At 40.9% G+C, this 24,916-nt stretch carries 19 protein-coding genes; all 19 read right to left on the reverse strand.

Translation table 11 applies throughout. The annotated features are described in order from the left end of the window. Nucleotides 1-53: 53 nt before the first annotated feature. Nucleotides 54-4,067 (reverse strand): two-component regulator propeller domain-containing protein, encoded by a 4,014-nt coding sequence (locus ACHLI0_RS11940; protein WP_490749230.1) that lies wholly within the window; start codon nucleotides 4,065-4,067, stop codon nucleotides 54-56. Between the two features lie 877 nt (nucleotides 4,068-4,944). Then, entirely contained in the window at nucleotides 4,945-6,135 is a 1,191-nt protein-coding gene (locus ACHLI0_RS11945; RefSeq protein WP_008765282.1) for an OmpA family protein, read from the reverse strand. A 183-nt stretch (nucleotides 6,136-6,318) separates the two neighbouring features. Further along, on the reverse strand, nucleotides 6,319-8,691 hold the full coding sequence (locus tag ACHLI0_RS11950; RefSeq protein WP_490749231.1) for a GumC family protein: 2,373 nt from the start codon (nucleotides 8,689-8,691) through the stop codon (nucleotides 6,319-6,321). A gap of 18 nt (nucleotides 8,692-8,709) precedes the next feature. After that, nucleotides 8,710-9,525 (reverse strand): polysaccharide biosynthesis/export family protein, encoded by an 816-nt coding sequence (locus tag ACHLI0_RS11955; protein WP_055218696.1) that lies wholly within the window; start codon nucleotides 9,523-9,525, stop codon nucleotides 8,710-8,712. A gap of 3 nt (nucleotides 9,526-9,528) precedes the next feature. Continuing rightward, nucleotides 9,529-10,698, reverse strand: coding sequence for a glycosyltransferase family 4 protein (locus tag ACHLI0_RS11960; protein ID WP_490749232.1), 1,170 nt, complete (start codon nucleotides 10,696-10,698; stop codon nucleotides 9,529-9,531). Then, nucleotides 10,695-11,816, reverse strand: coding sequence for a glycosyltransferase family 4 protein (locus ACHLI0_RS11965; protein WP_258970396.1), 1,122 nt, complete (start codon nucleotides 11,814-11,816; stop codon nucleotides 10,695-10,697). Before ACHLI0_RS11965 ends, ACHLI0_RS11960 begins: the two co-directional genes overlap by 4 nt. A gap of 98 nt (nucleotides 11,817-11,914) precedes the next feature. Next, entirely contained in the window at nucleotides 11,915-13,048 is a 1,134-nt protein-coding gene (locus ACHLI0_RS11970) for a glycosyltransferase family 4 protein (RefSeq protein WP_490749233.1), read from the reverse strand. Nucleotide 13,049: 1 nt separating this feature from the next. After that, on the reverse strand, nucleotides 13,050-14,069 hold the full coding sequence (locus ACHLI0_RS11975) for an acyltransferase (RefSeq protein WP_490749234.1): 1,020 nt from the start codon (nucleotides 14,067-14,069) through the stop codon (nucleotides 13,050-13,052). Further along, nucleotides 14,066-15,313, reverse strand: coding sequence for a hypothetical protein (locus ACHLI0_RS11980; protein WP_234120287.1), 1,248 nt, complete (start codon nucleotides 15,311-15,313; stop codon nucleotides 14,066-14,068). The genes ACHLI0_RS11975 and ACHLI0_RS11980 overlap by 4 nt, the downstream gene beginning before the upstream one ends. Before the next feature lie 12 nt (nucleotides 15,314-15,325). Beyond that, complete coding sequence (locus tag ACHLI0_RS11985) at nucleotides 15,326-16,324, reverse strand: glycosyltransferase family 2 protein (RefSeq protein ID WP_055218706.1); 999 nt, start codon at nucleotides 16,322-16,324, stop codon at nucleotides 15,326-15,328. Then, a complete protein-coding gene (locus ACHLI0_RS11990; RefSeq protein WP_490749235.1) occupies nucleotides 16,321-17,424 on the reverse strand; it encodes an acyltransferase family protein in 1,104 nt (367 codons plus the stop codon). The genes ACHLI0_RS11985 and ACHLI0_RS11990 overlap by 4 nt, the downstream gene beginning before the upstream one ends. Further along, nucleotides 17,421-18,287, reverse strand: a complete 867-nt coding sequence (locus ACHLI0_RS11995) for a beta-1,6-N-acetylglucosaminyltransferase (RefSeq protein ID WP_234120281.1) — start codon at nucleotides 18,285-18,287, stop codon at nucleotides 17,421-17,423. Before ACHLI0_RS11995 ends, ACHLI0_RS11990 begins: the two co-directional genes overlap by 4 nt. Next, nucleotides 18,287-19,147 (reverse strand): beta-1,6-N-acetylglucosaminyltransferase, encoded by an 861-nt coding sequence (locus ACHLI0_RS12000; protein WP_234120279.1) that lies wholly within the window; start codon nucleotides 19,145-19,147, stop codon nucleotides 18,287-18,289. The genes ACHLI0_RS11995 and ACHLI0_RS12000 overlap by 1 nt, the downstream gene beginning before the upstream one ends. A gap of 1 nt (nucleotide 19,148) precedes the next feature. Further along, complete coding sequence (locus ACHLI0_RS12005; RefSeq protein ID WP_490749236.1) at nucleotides 19,149-20,042, reverse strand: capsular polysaccharide synthesis protein; 894 nt, start codon at nucleotides 20,040-20,042, stop codon at nucleotides 19,149-19,151. A gap of 41 nt (nucleotides 20,043-20,083) precedes the next feature. Continuing rightward, the gene (locus tag ACHLI0_RS12010) at nucleotides 20,084-21,046 is read right to left on the reverse strand and encodes a glycosyltransferase family 8 protein (protein ID WP_490749237.1); all 963 of its coding nucleotides are present in this window, start codon (nucleotides 21,044-21,046) and stop codon (nucleotides 20,084-20,086) included. Continuing rightward, on the reverse strand, nucleotides 21,043-21,579 hold the full coding sequence (locus tag ACHLI0_RS12015; protein WP_055218722.1) for a serine O-acetyltransferase: 537 nt from the start codon (nucleotides 21,577-21,579) through the stop codon (nucleotides 21,043-21,045). The genes ACHLI0_RS12010 and ACHLI0_RS12015 overlap by 4 nt, the downstream gene beginning before the upstream one ends. Next, nucleotides 21,576-22,661, reverse strand: a complete 1,086-nt coding sequence (locus tag ACHLI0_RS12020) for a glycosyltransferase WbsX family protein (protein ID WP_490749238.1) — start codon at nucleotides 22,659-22,661, stop codon at nucleotides 21,576-21,578. Before ACHLI0_RS12020 ends, ACHLI0_RS12015 begins: the two co-directional genes overlap by 4 nt. 50 nt (nucleotides 22,662-22,711) lie before the next feature. After that, nucleotides 22,712-23,659: a glycosyltransferase family 2 protein gene (locus ACHLI0_RS12025; RefSeq protein ID WP_490749239.1), complete on the reverse strand. Its 948-nt coding sequence runs from the start codon at nucleotides 23,657-23,659 to the stop codon at nucleotides 22,712-22,714. Between the two features lie 16 nt (nucleotides 23,660-23,675). After that, complete coding sequence (locus tag ACHLI0_RS12030; protein WP_172685121.1) at nucleotides 23,676-24,878, reverse strand: glycosyltransferase family 4 protein; 1,203 nt, start codon at nucleotides 24,876-24,878, stop codon at nucleotides 23,676-23,678. Nucleotides 24,879-24,916 lie beyond the last annotated feature (38 nt).

Raw genomic sequence — 24,916 nt, forward strand, 5'->3', positions numbered from 1 at the left:
TTTCCGCAGATGTTTCATTTTTGTGCATCATTTGTTATAGTGCACCCGGACGGTCAGGAAGGCATATCCATCTTTTCTTTGTCTGCCTGACTTTGTTTCTCGAAATCTTTAGGTGTCATGCCAAACTGTTTCAGGAAAAGTTTGCTGAAATAGGACGGTGAATTGATACCTACCATAAAGCAAATATCCCCGATCAGATACTTACCTTCATGAATCAGTTCGGCAGCCTTCCTCAATCGGATTAAACGGATGAAGTCCACAGGAGAAAGATTGGAAAGCATCTTTATTTTGCGCAGCAGACTGGAACGACTCATGCCCAGAATCTCGGCAAGATGCTCTACGTTCAGATTGGTATCTATGATATTTTCCTCGATGGTACGAATCACTTTATTCATAAACTCTTCATCCACCTTATTCATCTGCATCTTATTCGTCGGGAAGAACGGACGCTTGGAGAATGCTTCGCGTTCTTTCTGACGATTATACAGCAAGGATACGATCTGCGTTTTGAGGTAGTTGAAAGAGAACGGTTTCTCTACATATGCTTCCGCACCTATCTTCAAGCCGTTGATCTTGCTGTCGATATCATTCTTGGCTGTCAGGAAGATGACGGGAATATGGCTCAGGTCCATATCCGACTTTATCTCTTTACACAACTCCCACCCGTTCATAACGGGCATCATGATATCGCTGATGACCAGATCAATCCGTCTGCTCCTCAACACTTCCAGTGCTTCCTGTCCATTTTTTGCCGTTTCCACCGTAAAAACCTCCAGCAGGCGTTCGGACATAAATTCCAGCATGGTCTCATTATCTTCTACCAGCAACAAAACGTAACTTTTCATTTCCGCCTCTACCGGCACCCCTTCACCCAGGGTATCTGCCTCGACCGTTATCTCTTCCAACTTGGGCAAAGACCGCAAGGTATTTTCGACCAGAGGAACAGAAAGAACGAAAGAATTATCTTCATGCTCTGAGTCCAGATATAGCTTGCCTCTATGAAGAGATGCCAACGAACGTGCCAACGGAAGTCCTATGCCGACACCAAATGAGGCGGAGTCTTTTTTCGCTGCCTGATAGAACGGTTCGAATATCTGCTGGCTAATCTCCGCCGGTATCTTATCACCGTCACTGGTCACCCGCACAAGGAATGCCTCCGTCTCTCTCTGCAATTCCACGCAAATAGAATGACGGGCATATTTTAAAGCGTTATTCAAAAGGTTACTCAGAATCTTAGTAATAGCCTCCTTATCAACGACCGCTTCTATGGATTCTTCCGGAATATGAAGAGCCAGTTCTTTGTTCTTCTTGGATATAGTAGGTTCAAAGCGTGCAACTGTTTCACGAAGCAGCGACGTAATATCCACACATTCCATCGTCATCTCAAATTTATGAGCGCCTATCTTCTGAAAATCAAGCAACTGCCCCGTCAGTGTCAGCAGGCGATTGGTGTTTTGCGTAATCACCGACAGATTCTTCTGAATCTTAGGGTCGGCAATTTCCATCTCCTGCAACGTCTCCAGCGGACCATTGATCAAAGTAAGCGGAGTACGCACTTCGTGGGCAATCTCCGTAAAAAAATTGACCTTAGACTCATACAACTCTTTTTCTTTCTCTATCTCGAACAGTTTCTGACGCTCTTCCATTTCCTTTTCCTTCCGGTGTTTATACCAGAAGAACCAGGATACCACCACGCAGACAAGCCAGATAAAATAGAATACGTATGCCCAAGGGGAGAACCACCAGGGCGGTAGTATTTCAATAGACAAGGAGCGTTCGACAAATTGCCCTCCATTATCGTTGCTCGTTGCCTTTACTTGAAAGGTATATTGTCCCGGAGGCAATTTCGCATACGATATATTCTGATTGGTAGCGGCTTTAATCCAGTCCTTGTCGATCGGAGCCATCCGATAGTAATATTGGTTAGCCTCAGCGGTAGAATAGCTGAGTAACGCCACGTCAAAACTAATATTCGACTCATCATAATTCAATACGATACGATCGGTATGCGTGATACATTCCTTCAAAGGTGAGTCGGCTGTGTGCACTGTCACCTCCTTATTATATATACTGAATTTGGAGATATAAATAGGCGGCACAAAATCATCCGTCTTCGCTTCTCTCGGGTCGAAAGCGACCAGTCCGTCTATGCCCCCAAAATAGAATTTGCCATTGCGCGCCTTCAAAGCCGATTTATAATTGAACTGATTCCCCAACAGCCCGTCTTTTGTCGTAAAAACACGTATATCATTCTTGTCGGGATGAAAGCGAACGAGTCCGCGGTTCGTCCCAAACCATAGATTTCCTTCTTCATCTTCCAGAATCTTGTAGGCAACATCGTCGGGCAATCCTTCCTTTATTGAATAGGTGACAAAGTTATCCTTTTCTTCATTGTAATAGCAGATTCCGCCCCGGTCGGTAGAAAACCAGACACGTCCTTTACTGTCCTGCATAACGGAGCTGACTGAGTTTGAACTCAACCCATCGGGTTCATTTTCCTTGCTTTCATACTTTTTATAGGAGTCGGTCTGAGGCGAATATCTCCACACGCCACTTCCCATCGTGGCAATCCAGACAGAACCGTCTTTCGCTTCGCACAGATCGAAAATCCAGTTGTATCCGGTCTCCTTGACATTCACAAAATTAAATGAACCAGCCTCGGCAACATACAGTCCCCAGCCTGTTCCCAGCCATTTACGTCCTTTCCTGTCTATATGGAAAACATATACGCTGCCTTCTCCGATCTTCAGTTCCGACGGAGTATAATGCCTGACAGTGTATCCCGGAACCTGAATAACGTCAAGTCCGGCCTTGAACAGTCCGCAATATATCTGATCCTGAAAAGGGACTACTGCCAAAGTAACCAGATGATTTCCGGATTTATTATCCTTTACCTGCCTTATCACACCGTTCTCTACATTCAACACACTGATTCCCGCATCTTCCGTACCGATCCAGATATTGCCTTTCACATCTTCCGCCAGTTCACGGATACGTTTGGTATTCAGTGAATTTCCGGAACTTCCGGGTACGAACTTATCGAATTGCAGATTCCGGTTGGGTAAGTAGTTCACCCCGCCAAACAATGTCCCGATCCATATCCCTCCTTCACTATCCTGACACATCGAATAAATCATCTTATCCGACAGGCTGAACGAACGCATCAGGTCTTCCTTCAACGAAACGACTTCATTCTTCTTCTCATCAATGACGTACAGTCCATTGAAGGTTCCCAGCCAGATTTTACCTTTCATATAGGCTACCGTAGTATAGAACGTATTATCGGCTCCTGCTACTTTTATATCTTCCAAGACATGGGTTTTCGTATTATATTTTATCAATTCCCCTTCGTTGGCAGCCATTATCAGCCAATCGCCATACTCGCAGATAGAATTAATATTCTTCCCCACCAACGGACGTCCGTCCCTATCCTCCACTATCTGTTCAAACGAATCTTTCTGCGGATTATAACGACAGATTCCTAATCCCCAGAAGCCAATCCAGACTTCCCCATTTTCACGGACGCAAATACAATTGGGGGATTCCTGCTTAAATTGTCTCCTATTGCTGATTTCATAAAAATATAATTCGTTGTCTTTATAACGGAATATTCCCTGATCGGGGATAATAACCCATATATTACCCTGTGTATCGCCTACGATGGCCGACACCCAGTTATCCATTGTTTTACCCTCTTTTGTCTTTTGGTTTATATGGGTGAATACATCAGAAGCCGGATGATACAAATAGACACCCCTGTCCGTACCCACCCAAAGTGTGCGATTGGCATCCTCATACAAAGCGGAAATGTTATTATTGCCTTTCTTTAACTGATGATCTTCGCAGTTCATCCGCAGGATGGAAGTACCGTCAAAACGATTGAGACCATTCTTCGTCCCGAACCACATAAAACCGTAGCTATCCTGGATAATCGCTTTCACGTTACTCGACGAAAGCCCGTTATCTCCATTTATGTGAGTAAAATAATAACTAGAATTCTCTTCTCCGCTTACCTTTTGCAGAAATAAAGTAACCAATGCCAATAGAATATACAATGTGTTCCTCATGATCATATTTTATTTCGGTAACAAAGATAAGGTAAATACTCTTAAATAGATGGAAGGAAATTAAAACTTTTGCATTTAGAGGAATAACCGTCTGTCCGCTGCAAGAATCCAAACTGCTGAATATCAAAAATGATCACCGTCTTCACCTCCCTTAGAAAAAGAATAAAGCACAAACTTGGAGAAAGAAAGCCGTTGTTCTTTCATTTTACTTCATATCTGACAGATCACAGACGCCATACATGTTCACTATAATTACCAGCATTTTATTTCATTCCAATTATAGACTTCCAAGCATACGAAAATAATTACAGTTCAATGCATAAACGGCAACCGGGTTTATAATAAATACTGTGATCGTTTATTATAAACGTCCCCCTCGTTTATTATAAACTTTAAAATAGGAATTTGTAGAATCAGGATTGAATTTATAATACAAAAAAGGCTGCAAACCTCATAAAGTTCGCAGCCTTTTCCTATATCGGAGCATCCTATCCTCGGCTATACGTCAGAGAGATAAGCACTATTTGTTACTATATTATACCACCGCAGCCGATGATTCCATACTAATTTTCTCATTTTATTTATCGTTCTTATATTATTCAGTTCAGGTTTGGAACTACAAATATACAACAATAAAAGGCGTTTGTCAAGTGTTTAACGGACTAAGCCATGAGAAAGCACCTCTCCCCCACTGGAAAAAGATGCTTTCAAACAAGCAATAGCGACCATCTTCACAGATGACTATTTTTTCGAGGCACTCCGTTGCCGGAATTATGCCCCATGAGATTTATAGATGCTTATGCATCTTTCAACTAATTACAAATTGTTTTATAAGTGTGTTTTTTATCTCATCTCATCCATATTTATGTAAAAGGGTTTATTTAATCACCGTTATCACTGCACGGCTTACTCTCGGATCATCATAGAACATATTGTCCACACCACCTTCATAAGTTATTTTCAGTTGCGATGCCGGTACTCCGAACTCATTGACCAGACAGTTGTAGACTGCTTCCGCACGAGCCTTGCTCAAAAACTGGTTAAACTCCTTAGTCCCTGTACCCTTATCGGCATAACCGATAATCGTATAGACAGCATTCTTGTTTTCCTTCATTATCTTAGCCTGAAATCCGATATTTACACGAGCTTCATTGCTAAGAGCATACCTTGATATCTGGAAAGTGACCAGATAAGGAGCAGAGAGGATATTCGTTTCCACCACTCTCTCCGTAACCTTATTGGAAGTTGCTAATTCGTCTTTCAGACGATTGTTCTCGTCATTCATCGCTTTCAGTTGTTCGCGCATCAGACGTAGTTCTTCATCACTAAAGGTAATGGTCTTGACAGTGCTGCGCCCCCATGTACGCCGTGGGAATTTATAAGTAACTCCTACTGTTACGGACAATAATCCTTCTTCTTTACGCCCGCCACGTTCACCGTCAAACTCATCCTTTGTTGCAGTGCCACGCACGTCCAGATTCAAGTCGAACGCAGAACTCAGACGGAACGAGTTGATCAGACCGATACTGGCATTGAAGTTACGTGCACGCGGACTTTCCCATGTGAGTATCCAGCCTAAACCGACATAGGGAGTTACAGACCAAAAACGTTTTTCATTATAACCACAAAGTAGATTCGAGGCATTGAACAGCACGTCTCCATGAATATTCATAAAGTCGAATTTCTGTTCGTCCAGCCATTGTGAAGCATCGTACACTTTTCCGGTAGAGTGACTGCCGTTCTGTGTAGCACCTTTGATAGTCAGTCCGCTATACATGAAGCGTATACCGATGCCGGGGGTAAACCACTTTCCAAAACCGATGTCAAGTGCCGGACTCAGACGGTCGCCAAATTTCATCTGCATATTATGGTCACCGAAAAAGATCAGTCCGCCACCACCGGCAGTTACAAACCAGTTGCTCCAAAAGCGATTGGTTTCTACTTTATATTTATCAGCATTTTCTACGATTGTAGTTGTCGTTTTTAAAGATTTAGAGTAGTCCTCTTGTGCATAAACACTCATTCCTGTTATCAGCAACAAGGCTGATAGAACAATTACTTTTCTCATAAGTGATTCTTTTCATTAAAATTCAATATACCAAGTTCCAATTGCAAAGTTGGGGCTTTTTTTCCAGTTTATCGTTCACATAAAATCCGATAACCTTCTCACTTTATACAGAGCCTCATTAAAAGTTCCTCTTAGTAAGCAATGTACGATTTGTATGTCATTCTGTCAAAGCAAAACAATGCATTATTTCTTTCCCTTACGTCTCCACCATCCTCCTTTCTTTTTCTGAGTTGCAGCATAACCATAACCGTAATTATAGCCGTACCCGTAACCATAACCACTACTGCCTTTTTCCGTTCCGTTAAGCACAACAGCCATATTGTTCAGCTTATGTTCCTGGTACAAGCGTTCCAGCTCGGGCAGTTGACGGCGGTCAATCTTACCGACACGCACGATAAACAAGGTCAAATCAGTGATACGGTTCACAACCGTAGCATCGGCAACCAAGCCTATCGGCACATTGTCGACAATGATATAATCATATCGCTCCCTAAGCTTGTCTACCAACTCATCCAGCCGCTTACTCAACAAGAGTTCTGTCGGATTAGGAGCTATAACACCGATGGGGACCAAGTCAAGACCTTCTCCAAAAGCATCCCGTAGGATAATATCATTTACCTCTATAGATGGATTGGACAGATAATGGGCTACCCCTTTAACCTGTGTGCAATGAGACATTTCGCTCAATTTTCCCTTTCGGAGGTCCAAGTCAAGTAACACGATTTTCTTTTCAGTCTGTACCAGACTGGCCGCCAGATTAATGGAGATGAAGGTTTTACCCGCACCGATATTAAATGAGGTAAGCGTAATCACTTTCCGTTCCTGCGTCTGGGATAACATAAATCCTAAATTGGTGCGAAGAATGCGGAACGATTCGGATAATGCATCCAGTCCGCGGGCACGTACCACCACCTCATGCACATTAGCCATCGCTTTGGGTGTCTGCGGAATATCTGCCAGGAAAGGGGCACTGACAATTGATTCAACTTCTTTCCGGTTATGAACTCCGGTGTCGAGTATCAACATCAGTAACAAAATAACAGAAGGAACAATGACTCCACAACCTACCCCTAACATGAGCTTTTTATATTTATTGGGAGAAATCGGAATATTACTTCCCGAAACCGGATCAAAAACCCGCGCATTGTTATCTACCATCGCTTGACTCAATGCGTTTTCTTCCCGCTTGTTCAACAGAAATATATACAGGGACTCCTTGACTTTCTGTTGCCTCTCGACGGACAGCATTTCCCTTTGTTTTCGAGGAACTGCCTGTACTTTCTGCCGCACTTGGTTTTCCTGAAGACTATAATCCTGCTTTTTCAGCCTCAGCGTGTTAGAAAGGTTATCCAATGCCCTATAAATATTTTGCTTCATTGTCTGCATCGTACGGTTCAATTCCTGCACCACAGGATTATTGCTGCTACTTCCGTTCATCAAGCGGTTACGTCTCAGCAATGTCTCATTGTAACGTGCGATCTGACTTTCTATATTAAGGTCTTCCAGCCCTATATTACTGGGAATCAATTCATCCTCCTTACTTGAATCCTGCAAATATTGTTTGATGAATGTGACCAGTTGCAGCTGTGTATCCAGTTCTTTGATCGATGATTCGTACTGCCGGCTGTCTTGAATGTACATGCCTGCGGCCATATTGATATCAACCCCATTATTTGCTTTTTTCAAGTCCTCGATATCTGTCTCCACACTACCTAATTCGTGTTCAATGATCTGCAAACGTTCTTTGATAAATTCCGCCGTATTCACGGCAATCCGGTTTTTATCCTTTATAGCTTCCTCATTATATATAGTAATCAGCATATCAAGAATATCGGCGGCACGTGTTGGGGAAAGGTCGTTCATTGCTATGCGCAAAAGAGCGGCATCACCACTCATTTGTCTGATCGACAGATTATTGAGCCAGAAAGATACCATTTCTTCCAGAGGCTTACAAGTCACCACGATCGGTTTACCGAAACAGGATTCCCCATAATTTTCGGCAGCGAATACAACTAACTTGCCCAGTGCCGTCTGAATGGTGTCATTCAGTTTCACAACTTTCCGTTGTTCCATCCCACGTGAGAAATCAGAAAGTTCTACCTGTACATTACTCTTAGGAGTGACAGACAAAGAATGAGCCTCATCCGTTCCCGCCTCCAGGAAGGCTACACGCACGGGAGATTCCGTATACAGTTCTACAGGCCGAAGACCTTCGTGCACTGTATAACAGATATTTGCCTGCAGGCGATCGATCACTTTCCGCATCAGTTCTTTCGACTTGAATTGCAGAATCTCACTTGCCACGTTGACTTGTCCCGCAAAGTCGGAGTTATTCAACTGCATGGTCGATCTCGAATTGGCCGGCGTCTTAATCATTACAATCGCCACCCGACTGTATTCAAACGGCGTTTTGCAGTAAATATACCAGAAACATCCCCCAAACAGTAAAATGGAGAGGACGAACCACTTCCAATGGACGAGCAGATAAATAAAGAGATCGACAATATTGATGGACTTCTCCTCCTCCGTTACAGCCAACTTTTTATGTTTTTCCATATTCTGTCTTATCGTTAGTTATTTTAATAATACGGTCAGTGTGGTAATCAGGCTTAGAAGAGTTACTCCAAACGAGTAGAAGCCCAGTGTACGGCGTTCTTTTGTATTAGCTTCCGCAAACTTAGGATGTATATACACCATGTCATTCTGCTGCAAATAATAGCAGGGAGAATAAAAGATATCCGACGAACGGATATCGTGCATGTACATCTTGCGCTCGTTTCCTTCTTCACGGATGACCGCTACCCTGTCCAGAAGAGCGTTAGAGGTTACGCCACCGGTTCTGGTGATAGCTTCGAGCAAGGTTATGCGACTATCGTCCACCTGCAATACCTGCGGACTTTTAACTTCTCCCATGACGGTAATCTTTATATTCAAAATGTCTACAAATATTAAAGGATCATTAATCAGATTCTCACTGATCAAGCGACTCTTGATAAGATCGGCTACCTGCTTGCGGGTCAGGTCGACCACTTTCAACTTACCCAAAATCGGAAATTCGATATATCCGTTCAAGTCTACCATATACCCTTTTTCTTGCTTCTGACTACCGGCAGTCGTGGATACGTCTCCATTGGAAGTCACCTGAAAGTCTCCTCCGGTAGATATATTGAAAGGCACTGTCAGTTCCGGATTTCTCGAACTGACAATAATGCTCAGCCGGTCGTCCCTCTGAATTCTCATCTCCGGCTGCGCATTCATCGGATAAGAAATGTCTTCTCTCATATCTTCCAGATAAACGATCCTTTTGGTATTGATACAAGAAGTCATCAACAGTACTGCCAAAACCAATATTACAGGCCTGCTTTTTCTTAAATAGTCTCTTTTTCTCATGTTTTATATTTCTTGGATATTATTATTTTCTGTAATCTGGGTATACTGGTCAGCATCACTTCTCAATACTTTCCGGTAAAGGTTCAGGCAAAGTTCTGTCATCAGTTCTTTGGTGAACATCGTTTCGTAACGTCGTCGAGCGCCTTTCGACAATTGATCATACAGATGCTCATTGGTCAGCACCGTTATGATCGCTTCCGCCAATGCATCCGCGTCCTCCGGGTTTACATTAATTCCAGAGAAGCTGTTTATATTTACCCAACTGACTCCCGACTCCGGAATGTTCATAGCAATCACCGGTTTGCCACAGGACATCGCTTCAATCTGTACGATTCCGAAAGCTTCTGTTTTCCAGATAGAACTTAAACAGAACAAGTCGCAGGCACCAAAATAATCCGGTAAATCATGGTCCTCAATAAAGCCCAGCAGCTTGACTCGATCCGCTACGCCCAATTCGTCTATCAATGTCTGCAAGTACTCCTGAAGAGGTCCTCTTCCTCCTATCAATATGACATAGTCGTCTGTCAGCCGGCGGGCAGCCTGTATCAGATACTCATAACCTTTATATTCCACAAGTCGCCCCAAAGAAAAGATAATCTTCTTGTCGGCATATTTTTCCTTGATTTGTGCTACCCGTTCGGGAATCGGTTTCATTTCATCCACACCGATAGGGATGCTGGTAACCTTACGCTGTATGTTTTCCAAAAAAGGAGATTCTCTCACATAAACGGGAGTAGTGCCGACTATTACTTCCGCCCTCCGGAGCAACCAGTTTTGCAAGGGTGAGTATAGTTTTAACAACATCCTCTGCTTCAGTATGTCGCTATGCCAATGCAAAACGACAGGACCTTTATAGCCGGACAGGAATAGTGCCAGACACGCCATCGGGTCGGGATGATGGATATGGATGATATCATATTCCTCCCGTATTTTACGCAATCGGAATATCATAGCAGGAGATAGCATAGTAGCAGCCATCTTCTTCCATGTAGGCACACACAATACACGTGCATAGTCATTCAGTAATAGATTCCCCAAGTCTTTTTTCTCTGCCGAGGCACATAACATATCGCAATAGACCTGTTTCTGTGACAGCCCCAAAGTAATGTCGTACATCACTTTTTCTATCCCTCCGCTAATCGGATAGAATTTACCTATTTGTAATACTTTCATTTTAATAGAATATGAAATAGTTTTTCCCATGATTCAGCAACAGGAGGCAACACCTCTTCTTTCCGTAGCGTAGCCAGAAAGGAGTGATCCCCTCGAAGTAGTTTTGCCATCTGAGCAGCCAGTTCCTGCGGCCGGTCCGGATGGAAGAAAGCCACCTGTTCACAACCGGCAGCAGTTTCATGTGCATACGGAAGATCGGACAGGAGCATCGGCTTGTTGAAAACCGCAAATTCAGTAATCGGTAGTCCCCACGTTTCTACCTTCGAAGAGAAAATCAAACAATTACTTCTTTGGTAGTATGCGTAGAGTTGCTCTTTAGTCAGGTATCCGACGAATGCCAGAGCCGGAACCTTTCCCCAGTGTGAATAAAGCCAACGGGTATACGCATTCTCATCTCCCTTCACAGTGAGGTAAACTTTAAATTTCAGCCCCGGCATTCTCTGCCGCAGAAGCACCGAGGCCCTGCAAATACACTCAAAATTCTTATGACTATCCGAAGTTGCCGCATAAAGGAAGGAATATTCGTCCTCATCCATCTCTATGCTTGCTGTATTCGGACTCTTCTTCATTGATGGTTGCCGTTGCAGCACAGGTGGTGCTACGATAACAGACTCGTCCGGCAGGTGAAACCAGTGGGTGAAAGCCTTCCGGAACCATTGTTGCTGTACAATGACATATTTGTTTTTGTGAATATTAATCCGATAAACATACCTGGAGAATAGCGAGAACAACACTATTCTGGGAGCAAACAGGATTTCCTTCATTTTCCAGCGATAAAAAGGAAATGAATTATGGCAATAAACAGCCCTTCTTTGTGCCCTGACACTGGGAGTCGTATCATGCAAGGATAGCCACAGAAATACAGGAGCAAGCCGGACTGATATTTTACGCATGGCGACATACTCGCACCAAAGCCTGTTGCCCCAATTCTTCTTAGGCCATTTCAGCTCTATATACTCTATATGGGGATAATCGGCTAATTTTCTGTCATATACCAAAGCGATAACCTGATATTCACCTGTCGCAGCCAAACCGGACAAGTGCCGCAGACAATCGCGCAATATAGTCAATGTACCTCCGACTTTCAGATTCACAGCCGATATTACTATTCTCTTCATATACGTTTACCTATAACTTTTGAGATCATCTATGGAGTCCTCTCCGGCATACCACCACCTATAGCAAAAAAACAAAGCATGCAGTTCCAATAGTAGTTTCATGTAGTAATACTCAGAGAGTCAAATAACTTTTCCCATTTCCGCATAATTGCCGGCTCCATAAAGCGGTATGAACTTTTTAAAGCAGTTTCGCCCATACGTTTACGCATATCTTCATTTTCTATCAGTTTCAGTATCCTGTCTGCCAGCACGGAAATATTTCCTTCGGGTACTAAAAAGCCATCTTCTCCGTCAGTGATTACATCTTTGGGGCCACACTTGCATGCAAAGGAAACAATGGGCAGTCCGAATGACTGTGCTTCCAGCAGAACCATAGGCAGCCCTTCATAACGAGAAGACATCACCAATAAAGATGCTTGTCTGTACTCTTCTTCTATATGGCTGGTGGCAGACTTCAAACGAATGCAATGATTGAGCTTATATTCGTCAATCTGCCGTTGCAGCCGGTTCAGCCATTCTCCTTCTCCGATGATATCCAGCCGCCATTCCGGCTGAGAATGATGGATAATTGCCCATGCATCGATCAGATAATCAAAGCCTTTCTGATAATTATACCGGCCAACTGCTATTACCTTTTTATTATTTAATGGAGCCGGTCGACCGACAGGATAAGTCAGTGCATTCGGAATAACCATGATATTCGGCAAATCGCCCCAATATGACTTATCTTCATGAGTTAGTACCACAAAACGGGCATATTTCTTTACTACCTTCTCATCCATCCTGCTTCTCCACTGATCAACCATCTTCCAAGCTCCTTTACGCCCATATTGCAAACGCTTAAAACGGGAGAAATGAATTTCAAGTACTTTCAGGCTACCATCATTAAGCTTCCACAAGAAAGATACATCGTTGCAAAACATGGAAATCACTCTATCGGCATTTAATTCCCCGAGCAATCCGGACAACCGCCTCCGATGCTTCCACTGCTTGAACGGATAATGGAGGATTTTATTCAACAGGGATTTTCCGTTATTCTCTTCATAATTAATATCCAAGTCATAACACCATATGCGTTCATCCAAACTAAAAAAAGGTTGCCGCCCGCGTTGATCGGTAGTAACTATGAATACTTCATATCCATGACCTACCAGATAGTTGGCTTTATTAGCCAAAACCCTCTCCATACCACCGGAATTATAAGTCCCGGCTATGCAATAGACTATTCTCATCTCACAAACCGGTTGCTATTATTCTCTGTAATCGATTTTTCAAAAATGCAACAAGAAAGGAAGAGATAAGCACAAGAGGTACAAGAATAAAGAAGTAACTACCGAATTGCACTTGGGTAACATAAAAATGATTCTTAAAGAACGGATAATAAAGCACATCGAAAATATAGCAACACAAATATATATCCAAAGAATACAGAGATATATTCATCACCACTTTTTCTACAATCTTCTTCTTTATATTGATCTGATAAAAGATCAGGAATAATAGTATTGTAATAAAGAAAGATACAATATCCTCCGGACCACCTCCTAACAGCAACAAAGAACGGGTATGCAACAACAAATTCAGAACCGGATTCAACAAACATAATCCCATTATAAGAATTGCTACAAGTCCCAGCCTTACCCGTGGTTGATATTCCTGTATGTATGCCCCGATAAAATAAAAAGTTAAAGGCCAGCATTGCTGCCAGAAAGCAGGAAACAGATGCATTCCATCTCTGTTCAGCCAATGTGGAAGAGTCGTCATCAGAAATAAAATACCGATCAACAACTGTTTTACATTTCGGTTACCCATATTCTTATAAAGTATATTGAGAAAAGGAGTCAGAAGATACAATCCTATCCACATTTCAATATACCATGCATAGGGGATAGCGGAAAAGTCCAAAATCTTAAGTCCCCATTCTATCCATGTCTCCGTATCGCCTAAATAGTATTTTCTAAATAAAATAGTCAGTATGGAAAAAAGTAGATAAGAATACAATACCCTTTTAAAGTTTTTGTAGTATGTCCAACTGCAACTTTTGCTGATATTCAAATAACCCGTCAGTACAACGAACAGAGGAACCCCAGAAAGAAACAGAGATAAAAAAGTGCCTTGCACGAATAAGGATATGCCTTTAAAAGGAACTTCACGTAGGGAAGTATGCAACAGAAAGAAATGCCCGCCTATTACAAAAAAGATTGCAATGCTTCTAATTACATCCAAACCTATATTGCGAGTCATATTCTTCATTCTACAAGTATTTTAGCTTCGCTTTCTTTCCAATCCAAGCAATAGAACAAAGCATATATAAAGAAAATGTCAGTAGCTACTTTTATCCAGATGATAAAAGTCAAGGATAAAAGGAGAAAAGATAAAAGGAGAAAGTGCTCTCTTTTGCGGGCAAAAACGCAAGCGTTGAATATGAAGAATGAAGAAAAGACTCCGAAACCAATCAAGCCACAATAGAGTATAAAACGGCAGTAACCAATATCGGTACTGAAAGTATAAAATCCGAATTTCCCTGTTCCGATCATCCAACTCTTAAAACTTTCCGGCCAGACCCACATGATGGCATTCAATCGATCGGTGGAACCTGTACGCCATTCACCCATTTCTATCCAGTTAAAGAAACCTTCAAAAGCAAACCGCATATTCTGATAAAAGTTATGGTTATTCTGATACATATAAACTCCCCAGACAACAAATACAACCAACAGACACCCGAAAACGGAATAGAACTTAAAATTACGGACCGATATACTCAGACGAAAAATTCCGGTTGAATAAATGATATAGGCCAGCCCCATCATCATTCCGATAGTAGTAGTCCGCGAAATCATATTTCCTAAAATCGAGATAATAAAAAAGCAAACCAGAAATCCCGTTATTTTCTTCCGGTCCTGCCGAATCACATCATCTTCACACAAAAGGTAAGCTATCAGCAACAATACAACAGTAAACCGTACTCCGGCAGGGTCCAGTGCCGCCCCAATACCGTATAATCTGCCGACTTCCTGATAAAATTCCTGTCCCTGATCAATATAAGAATCCACCAGCATCCGAAAAGCAGGAATTCTGTCTATCAGAATAGCCAATATACATTGCGTTGCACAGACAAAAGCCAGGTAGCTGACCAACAATTTCAAAGTGACTTTTCCATGAAGCAGACGAATGGCTGCACAAGCCGCATACGCTCCGCCCAACCAAGTGAAGAAAGTGGCAAAGTAGGTCACATAAGAATAATCATCCGTGTGATTATAATCAATTGAAAACAGACATACGAAAGAAAAAAGGCAAGCCAGCACTACTGCTCCCATCAGTTCCTTTGAGAAAGTAATCCCGCGCTTCCGACATCCCTCATAAAGTACCAAACCGATACCGATGACCGCCAATACCATCTTCGTATTCACGCCCGGCAGAAAGGTAAAGGTAAATGGAAAATAATACCCGCTGACTATCATAGCTACCACCAACATGGCTAATAAACGCATCATAATCTTACTATCCTATTTATAAATAGTTCCATAAATCAACTTGAAAACACACTTGTGATAAAGTTTCAACAAACTAAAGTTCTGTCTCACCGCCATCCACTGCACGAGGCGTGTTCTTAAAGAAATCCGCTTATTATGCATCACAAAATCATTTGCTTCCGGAAACCATTCCAACCATTGACGATAGTTCGCTGTATCATCCGTCATAAGAAGCGGAAGTTTAATATTCAATTTCAGAAAAGGAAGGTAAGGAGATAATAAACCGGCATAAGCCGATTCGAGGACATAGCGTTCTACCTCATATACATTATTGGTCACTTGCATCATATGCTCCCGTGAGTAGACCTTTGTCAACGAATTCACATTATTCTGCCCATAGTGATAAAAAGGCCGATGTATGATAGAGGCACTCCTTGCACAAATAAACAGTTTCATCATCACCATCATATCTTCTCCCATATTCATACCTTCTGTAAACCGGATATCATTCTCCACATAGAGCGAACGCTTCACTAAAAAGAGCCACAGATTCCAGCGCATCACTCCACACATCATATTTCGTAAAGCCTCCATAGGAGTGCTATAGTCAGCCTGTTCCATGTAGCGTTCATTCGAGCTGAAAGTCAGATACCACTCATGTCCCACAATATCCAGTCCTTCTTTTCCTGCTTCTCTCGCCAGACACTCCAATGCATACCGTTCGATAGAATCATCCGCATCAACATAATAGATATAATCACCCGTAGCATGTACCAGTGCCGTGTTGCGTGCCGCCGCTACTCCCTGGTTCCGTTCGTGGTGCAATACTCTGATTACTCTGTCAGTATCAGTATTCCGTTCTGCATAACAGGTCAGCATGTCCAGACTGTTGTCTGTGCTGCCGTCGTCTACAAACAAAAGCTCCAGCTTCCTGTAAGTTTGTCTGTCCAAAGACTCCAGACAATGGTGCAAGGTGGTTGCCGCATTGTATACAGGGATAATCACCGAAATCGTCACGTTTTCAATATTCATCTGCCACTTTCCGTTATTTGGCTCTTTACCCGTCCGCCAACCAGCACGGCAAGCGCTTTAGGAGCCACCTTGTTCAACATATAATAAAGTCCCAGACAAATGCCCAAAGTTATAAAAGGAATAAGCATATAACTGAGTAATAATCCTCCACCAGAACCGGCAAGGGAAGTACGGGAAAAGAACCCTTTCGTCCAGTTTATGATGTATATTTCATGAGCCGCATAGATAAAGAAAACCGTAGCCGACAGACTGCAAAGATGCTTCTTCCAAGTTTCCCTGTTTATCAGCCAGTTCATCAGATTAAAAACGGTTATGATACCAAACAGCACATAAATTCTAACGATATATATATGTATCTCCTTTCCATTACATACAGTGGCGCAACACAGAAACAAAAAAGCTGCTATTGCCGCTGTATAACGATACTTCGAGCAAAACTCCAGAATGTTCTTTTTATAAATCCCCATATAAGCTCCTATGCCGAAAAACATAATAGCCGACATACTCAGCCCCGCAACATTTGTCTCCCAAGCAGACAAATACAGAATCGTAAGTATAAACACACCGTATACTTTCAAATATCTGAAAAACAGATAGAACAAAGGAGTCAGTACAGACATACAAAGTAAATCACGCAAAAACCACATGGGATAGTTGGCTGGAGTATGCCAGAACAGGATATACCAGGGAGTATTCTTAAGGTTCAGCAACTCCTCACCCAATTCAGTCGACAGAACTGCAACCGAAGCATAGTTCTTGATATATATCGCCGCTATCATCAGTATATTCCATAAGAGATAGGGCAACAAAAGGCTTCTCATTCTCTTTTTCAACTGGGAACGGTAAAAACCGACACTCCATTTCTCCAGCTTACGAAAAAAGAAAAAACCAGAAAAGAAAAAGAATAAGGGATTGCGTATTCTGGAAAGATTATGTGATATTCCTTCCGAAATAAAATGATATATATTCATCTCCGAAAAATTCATTTCTATGGGTATCGATACCATAGGCAACACATGGGCAAAAAGCAATAACACCATCAAAGGAAACCTCATGGCAGCAATTACTTCCGACTGCCTTTTTTCCAGTTCACCTTTCATCTTACAACCTCATTTAAAATCCACCCGACTACCGCGATATGACGGACAGCAAATTTCCGGGCAAATAATGCTTCCGATCTCATCAAAGTCTCAAAATCTTTTTCCGTCCACTCCTTTATCCGATTATCTTTCCATCCGATCATCCGCAAACATCCACGTTCTTCATCTTCCGCATCATATATATAATCTCGAAAAGATGAATTCCAGCATATTGTCTGCACAAAAATTTCATCTGCACAAAATGTATGGCTGTATATGCGTTCAACTTCATTTTTATATTGGAGTAAATAGCCGACACAGTTCTCAGTAAGGCTCACCCATTGAGTACCCTTCCGGAAATTTATTGTCTTATTCCGGTGAAATCCGATCACCTGTTGCAATCGGATAAAACCAGCCCGCAATACCTTCTTTCCAGCGGCTGTCATTCCGCCTGTCTTCTTAAAACTTTCCGGAAACAGATGCCATCTCCGAACTTTCCGATTGATTTCTCTTGTAATATCCCCTTGATAATATCCTATAAACTCCTTCCCATCATTTTCCTCGAAAAAACGGTGTATATAATCTTGTGACTTAAGGGGCATATCAACACCGGACAATAAATGATAATAACGATATCCGCCATGCCGATATGCCTCATCAAACAGTGCATACTCCGCTCTGACTACACTCACATCTCCCCAACGGACGTCAATACGCTCAGCCAGAATAATAAGTCCGGCATGAGATATCCGGCATTCCGGACAGCGAGTTACTTTCCGATCAAAATGAATGTAAATATCATTTCGCTCATCATCAATTGCCCGAAGCAATCGCTCCAGAATCTCAAAATCGCTATGGGCAAGTATTAAATAAGCATGCTTCATTATAGCCTATCCATTGTGTTATGAATCAATATTTTGTCCACGACATCCATATCCTCACGGCTGAATTTACGGGCAAATAAACAATCGGAGTTCACCAGGTCGTTATAATCTTCCAAGTGATATATACGTGGATTAGAACCTCCTCCGAAATCACATTTCAATAACCGATTATCATAATATATCCGATATTTAAGGTCTGAAACTTCCAGTTCTGAAGGGATAAAGAACTCATCCCCGCATAATGTGAAACGATACTTTCTCAACACATCGTCTTTGATCAGCAACAGATAAGAAACACAGCTGTCGGTTATACTTACCCAATTAGCCGCATTTGTATAAAACTGCTTTTTATTTCGATATATATGCAGTTCCTTCTGAATGCGGATACAAATCCTCCATGAAATCTGGCTGATTCTTCTTATAAACAGATTCCTGTGCATAAAGTGCTTCATGAATAAATTATATCGCCGCATTTTAAGAGTAGTCTGATAGTCGGAATTGGGTACATGTGCCAATACCTCTTTATCTTTCAAGTTATTAAAGAAACAATGGATATAATCCTGAGACTTCAACGGCAAATGTACACCGGAAAGCAAATGATAATAAGCGTATCTATCCTGCGTGAAGGCCGCTTCAAATAGAATATACTCCGCTTTAATCTGTGAAATATGCCCCCAATGGATATCTATTCGCTTCTCCAGTATATACAAGTTTGCATAATGTGCCTTCAGCAAAGGAAGATTTTTGAGTTTTCCATCGAAATGGATAAAGATATCATTTCGTTTATCATCAATAGCCTGAACCAATTTCCCTAAAACCTCGAACTCATGATGAGCCATTATCAAATAAGCATGCTTCATTTCAGACTCTTCTATTCTGCTTTAATATCGTTTTTAAACGCATTATTCCGGCATCATCGAAATAAGCCATTTTATGTATGTTAGTCAGTTTCAATGCTTCACCGAATGAGACTTCCTCATATTTTCCGTTAATCTTAGTCTGGATAATATGTGGAATACAATCATTAATGACAGGGCAATTCTTGTTTGACAGTCGTTTGGTTATCAGTTCATCAAATAATATCTGAAAAAAGAAATAATCGGGAATAGAATCCTGAGTCTCCCAAAAATAGAGTAACAAGTCTTTTAGAGTTGAAATAACCAGACTATCTTTCTGAGCAAAGATGATACTATTCAATACTTTTACTTTAAAATCAGTCCGCCACCCAAAATAATAAGCATAAACTCCTTCCCAGTATTTCTTGTTCTTTTCTTCTTCCGAACGCTGAAACATGAAGAAATCATATTTTCCATATGTATCCGGAAGTCCTCCCGTTAATAGAATAGTAGCATCCAACCACACACCACCATAAACACTCAACAAAGCGATACGAAGCAGATCAGAAAAAAGTGTTCGGGTGAATTGTGAATTTTCACGCTTTCTCCAGACAAAATCGGGTAAATCTATATATTCGGATACGGTCGTGTCCGTCAAGCGAATCACCCGATAATCTCCTCTGTTTCTATCTACTGAATCAAAGCAAATCTGTACGATCTCAGGCAAACAGTCTTTATCCATCCCCTGCCCCCAATATTGCCAAATGACTTTCTGAGTATCTAACTCTTTTTTAGGCTTTAATGAGTAGCTTCCTATTTCTCCATTATAATAAGCCTCAATGACAGGAATCCAGAAGGCAGCTACGTTCTTGTGCTGTCTTATAATAGATGCCGTACGTCTTGCATTCCAAAGTTTCATTGGAACAAGCCCTTTCACTGCTCTCTTTAGTTCTGTCTTTTTTAGCATTTATACTTTAATTTACGATATAATATCTGAATAGCATTTATGATAGTTCCCAAGGGTGTCCGGTAAAGTTTAAAAAGGAAATAAACCTTTCTATTCACCTTCCATTCCTTTTTTATTTCTCCCGGTAACTGTTCATAATATTGCCACCATAGTTGAAATTCTACAGTAAGACGATTCCATGGCTTTGCACCGGTATAATGTACCGTACCATGCCGATGAACCTCCTCCCAATCCTGCTCTGTATATTTCTTTAGAAAATATTGCTTGTATTGCGGTAAATAAAAAGTCCGGATACTATTATAATAAGGTGGCAAACCCAAAATCCGTTTTTTACAAAGCTGATTAAGTACATCCTGGTCAGGAAACTCCAAATAGTCAGCTTTAGAAGCATCTATGAACTTCTCTACCATATTATCTCTACGCATTAATTCCAGATTCATGATCAAAAAGCCGGAGTTTACATATTCACCGGGATTACAACTTATAGCTTCCAAATGTTCTAGTTGAAAATCCATAGGGGTTTCAAATACGGCAGCCAGATAATTATTTCCCAAATCAACCGACCGATAAAGGTTTACCAGATTATTACGTACTATTATATCACAGTCGATATACATCACTTTATCATATTCCGGAAGTAAGTCCGGCAGTAACAAACGATAAGAAGCCGCTTCCGTATATTTTTCATCAATGTATATATTTTGTAGTCTGCCTTGAAGATTTATAAAAGAATACTGTGCATATTCCCCCCCGATCAATTGTATCTTTTGTTTTAACCGATCGGGTAGTTCCTCACTAAGCAGACAAATGACATGTACTTGTTCTTCTGTTTCCAGATTTGCAAATATAGAATACAAGCAAGTAGATGCCGGAATAAAATAATTAGGCGTAAAAGCCATGACTACCGGAACAGAATTCGTATCCATCGACTTATCTTCAACAATTATATGATTCATTTTTCAATCACCTTAGCTGGTATTCCTACTACTGTAACACCAGGGATTAAGATGGATTTCGTAACAATTGCTCCGGCTCCGATTCTAACTCCATCCGCTACTGTTATTCCTCCCAAAATCTGTGCATTCTGACCTATATCGACATTATCTCCGATGACAGGAGAGTCATCGGGAATACCTCCTTTACTACCAATACAACAATTACCATGTATCGTACAGTTCTTGCCAATACGGGACTTAGGATTTACAATAACAGAACCATAATGATAAATCTTCAGCCCTGGACCAAAGCAACCTGCACCAATAAAAAAGCCAAGTTTCCTACCCAGAATATTTTTCTTTCGAAGATAATAATATCGCAAAAGTTTATTCCTCCTGTAAAAGGTATAAAATTCTTCCTTGCGGAGTGTACGTACATATTTCCCTATCCAATATTGCTCCGGTTTTAGAAGATAGTCCAATAGATAACTTTTAGAGAAACCGGAGAAATTATTTATACGATCTGAACTTACATAATCTTTTAAATTCATCATTTATCGTCTTTATACAATTCCAATACATCCTGTAATTTCTCCAGATACTGGTAACCGTATCTCAAATCCGGTTCCATATAATTACCTTCCGCCCATTCATTCCATGACTTTATAAATACTATTTTATTAATCTTATCCTTCAATACCGATTTCACATCCAAAAGATGTTTCATAAATAAGTCCGGAGTTGAATGATGAAAAACCAGCCCTTTACGCCCCGTTCTCGGCGTATGGTCCCAATTAGGAATAATCGTAGGATAAACATGCTCATTTTTCTCTTCCTCACCGATAAAACTCTTCAAAGCCTCCTCGTAAGGAACGATACGAGGGTGAGAGAAATATTCACTTCTCATTCGGGTTATCAATCTGGCAGACAGGGTACGGTGATTCAAGTAATCGAATAGCCGGACTACCTCTACTGCATCAAACCCCAATGCCATCACCTCACGAACTTGTTCTGCTGAATAGGTATGACCGACAAAATGAATTCCCTCCAACCCACTTTCTTTTGCTAACTTCTGCCATAAAGAAATAAAGCCTTGTGCATCCGGTAAAGAAAAAGGATTATAAATCATAAATAGAGGTTTAGAATCAACTTGTATATAGCGGGCATCTTTAAAAGCAGGTAATACAGAATAAAAATGATCTATATAATCCTGTTCCGAAGGATATTCCTGTTCTATCAGAACTTCTCTGCCATTTACCCCGTGAAAGAAACCTTTCCATGATTCATTTGCCCATGCAAGGCAAAATGGAAAATCCGGCTTTCCTAATGCAAGAACTTCCTGAAAAGGCCTTTCCAATAACCGCTTTCCATTGCCAAACCAATAATGCCAATAACAAAATCCTTCTATTCCATAATTTTTAGCCATCTCCGCTTGTGCCTCCCTTGCTTCAGAAAGCCTTAAATCATAATATCCAAGATCAGCGGGTACTCTGGGTTGATAATGTCCCCGAAATAAAGGTTGTGCTTTTCCTACATTCATCCATTCAGTAAATCCTTTCCCCCACCATTTATCATTCTCCGGAATCGGATGGAACTGAGGTAGATATAATGCAATCACACGAATATCGGTATCCATAAATAAAGTATTAATTCATTAGAGTAAACATCTGAAAAGATCAAATCATATTATCTGTTCAGAAACCTGTTAGCCCAGCTTTTAACCTTCTTCAATACCGGAAAAACAGGACTGCCCTTCACTTTTAAATATATTTTCTCACGAAAGGACAGAACCGGAGTAATTTCCCTGATTGTCTTATTAATCCAATCATTGCCCATATCCAGAACATTCTGATGAACCATCATCCATATCATATACTTCAAGAAAAGAAGTACGGATTTTTGTAATGTATCTTCAGCTTTAGCTCTATATACTTCATCCAATACATAACCACAAACTTCCTGTACATATATCGGAGTCAGTTGAAATGTACTTGTAACAGAGCCCTCATTATATTCGCTATACTGATAAATCATATCATGAATAAAATACACCTTTTTCACATGGAAAGCTATTTTTATATTCATGATATAATCTTCTGCAAACTTTATATGAGAAGGAATTTCAAATACATCATCAGTCAGCACACTTATTCTAAAAAGTTTTGCCCATACTACCAAATCGACCTTCTGTTCAAGTAAAGCAGCTACATAGCCAAGAGAAGTCTGAAAATGGTCAGTCTTAATTCTATTCGCATAGCTACTATTTCCACATACAATATCGGCATCACTCAGTAGAGCTTTATTAAATAAGACATCCAAAGTATCAGGCAATAATCTATCATCACAATCAACAAAACAAACATATTTTCCACCTGCATGCCTAACCCCGTTTCTGCGCGCATTCGTAACACCCATATTTTCCTGACGGATAACTTTCATACGCTGATCAAGAGAAGCCCTTTCAGTAAGAATCTGAAAAGAATTATCCACAGAGCCGTCATCTACAAAGATAGCCTCAAATAAAGAAAAGCTCTGGCATAGGATACTATCTATACACCCCGATATATACTTTTCCCCGTTGTAAACAGGAATAACAACCGAGACCAAGGGGAATGATGATAATTGCTGATTCACAAGCAGTTCCTATTTATCAATATTTATCATAATCAACAGGAAGTCGCAACTTATAAAAAGGTGAACATAGCTTTTCTCTTAACCGATAGCAATAGTACTGATAAAAAGCCACCGTTGGTAAAAATGGAAATATTAATTTAATCTTTCTATTTATTTCTCTTAGCCATTTCAGTTGAAAATTTCTATTCACCAATACAGATTCCTGTTTTACAGCCTTATCCGTATGTACATCCTGCAATAACTCATACCACTTCTCCCCCACTACAGCCATTGAAAAATTACATTTTACGTATTCTCTCACCTGAGACATATCATTTCTATTATGTTTCAGCAAAGAAACGATCTTTTTACTTAAATCTTTTATATCCGTATACAGCATACTCTTGTCATATACGGTATCCATATAGCCACAATTCTTAATTGTAGTAACCAGGCAACCTTCCATCTGCATTTCAACAGCAGTATAGCCAAATGTTTCTCCTATACCACCGGGGTTGGGAATACCGACCTTCGTGTTTTGCAATATCTGCTTTTTCTCCGGTCCCAATACTCCCCAAAATCTGACAGAAGGAATAATATTGCCATTTTCATCCAAAAGAGGTTCAAGCAGCTGTTTTTCAAAGGAACTTTCCGCTATTCCGAACGTGCCCAAATTAAAATCCCGACTATATAATTTTCCAGAACCGATAATATTTAATTTGGCGTCAGGAAATTCCGATAGTACCGCCGGCCATGCTTGCGTTAGATATTGTACACCTTTTGCTGGGTATAAACCGCCTACATAAGTCACTTCATCCGCTCGCTCACCAAACTCTCTGACCGGTTCGTCCGAAACATATAGTCCATTATATATAAAAGTTGACTTATAAAAAGCATGATGATCCCTATAAGCATCTAACTGTTCTCTGCCAACATTAACGATAGCTTTCACAAAAGGCAGAGAATCAAAATACGATAGATACCTTCTCGAATAAAAGTTGTGAGCCCACAATACTATTTTCAGTTTATGCAAAAAAGAATTATCCAACAGATGTCGTTGCAGATAAAGCGGCTCAAACCTCAATACAAAAATCTCATCCCCATTATTGACAGACTTAACCAAGGCCTCCATAATATCACTGCACACATTTATGTGAATAGAAGGAGGCAGATTTTGCGAGCTTCTCACATACAAAGTTAAAGATATATCATCTTTAGTCAATGAAAGCCATTCTGCCACAAGAAGCGTAGCATATTCTACCCCACCTATACCGGGAT

This window comes from Bacteroides sp. RCH18 (assembly GCF_058231005.1).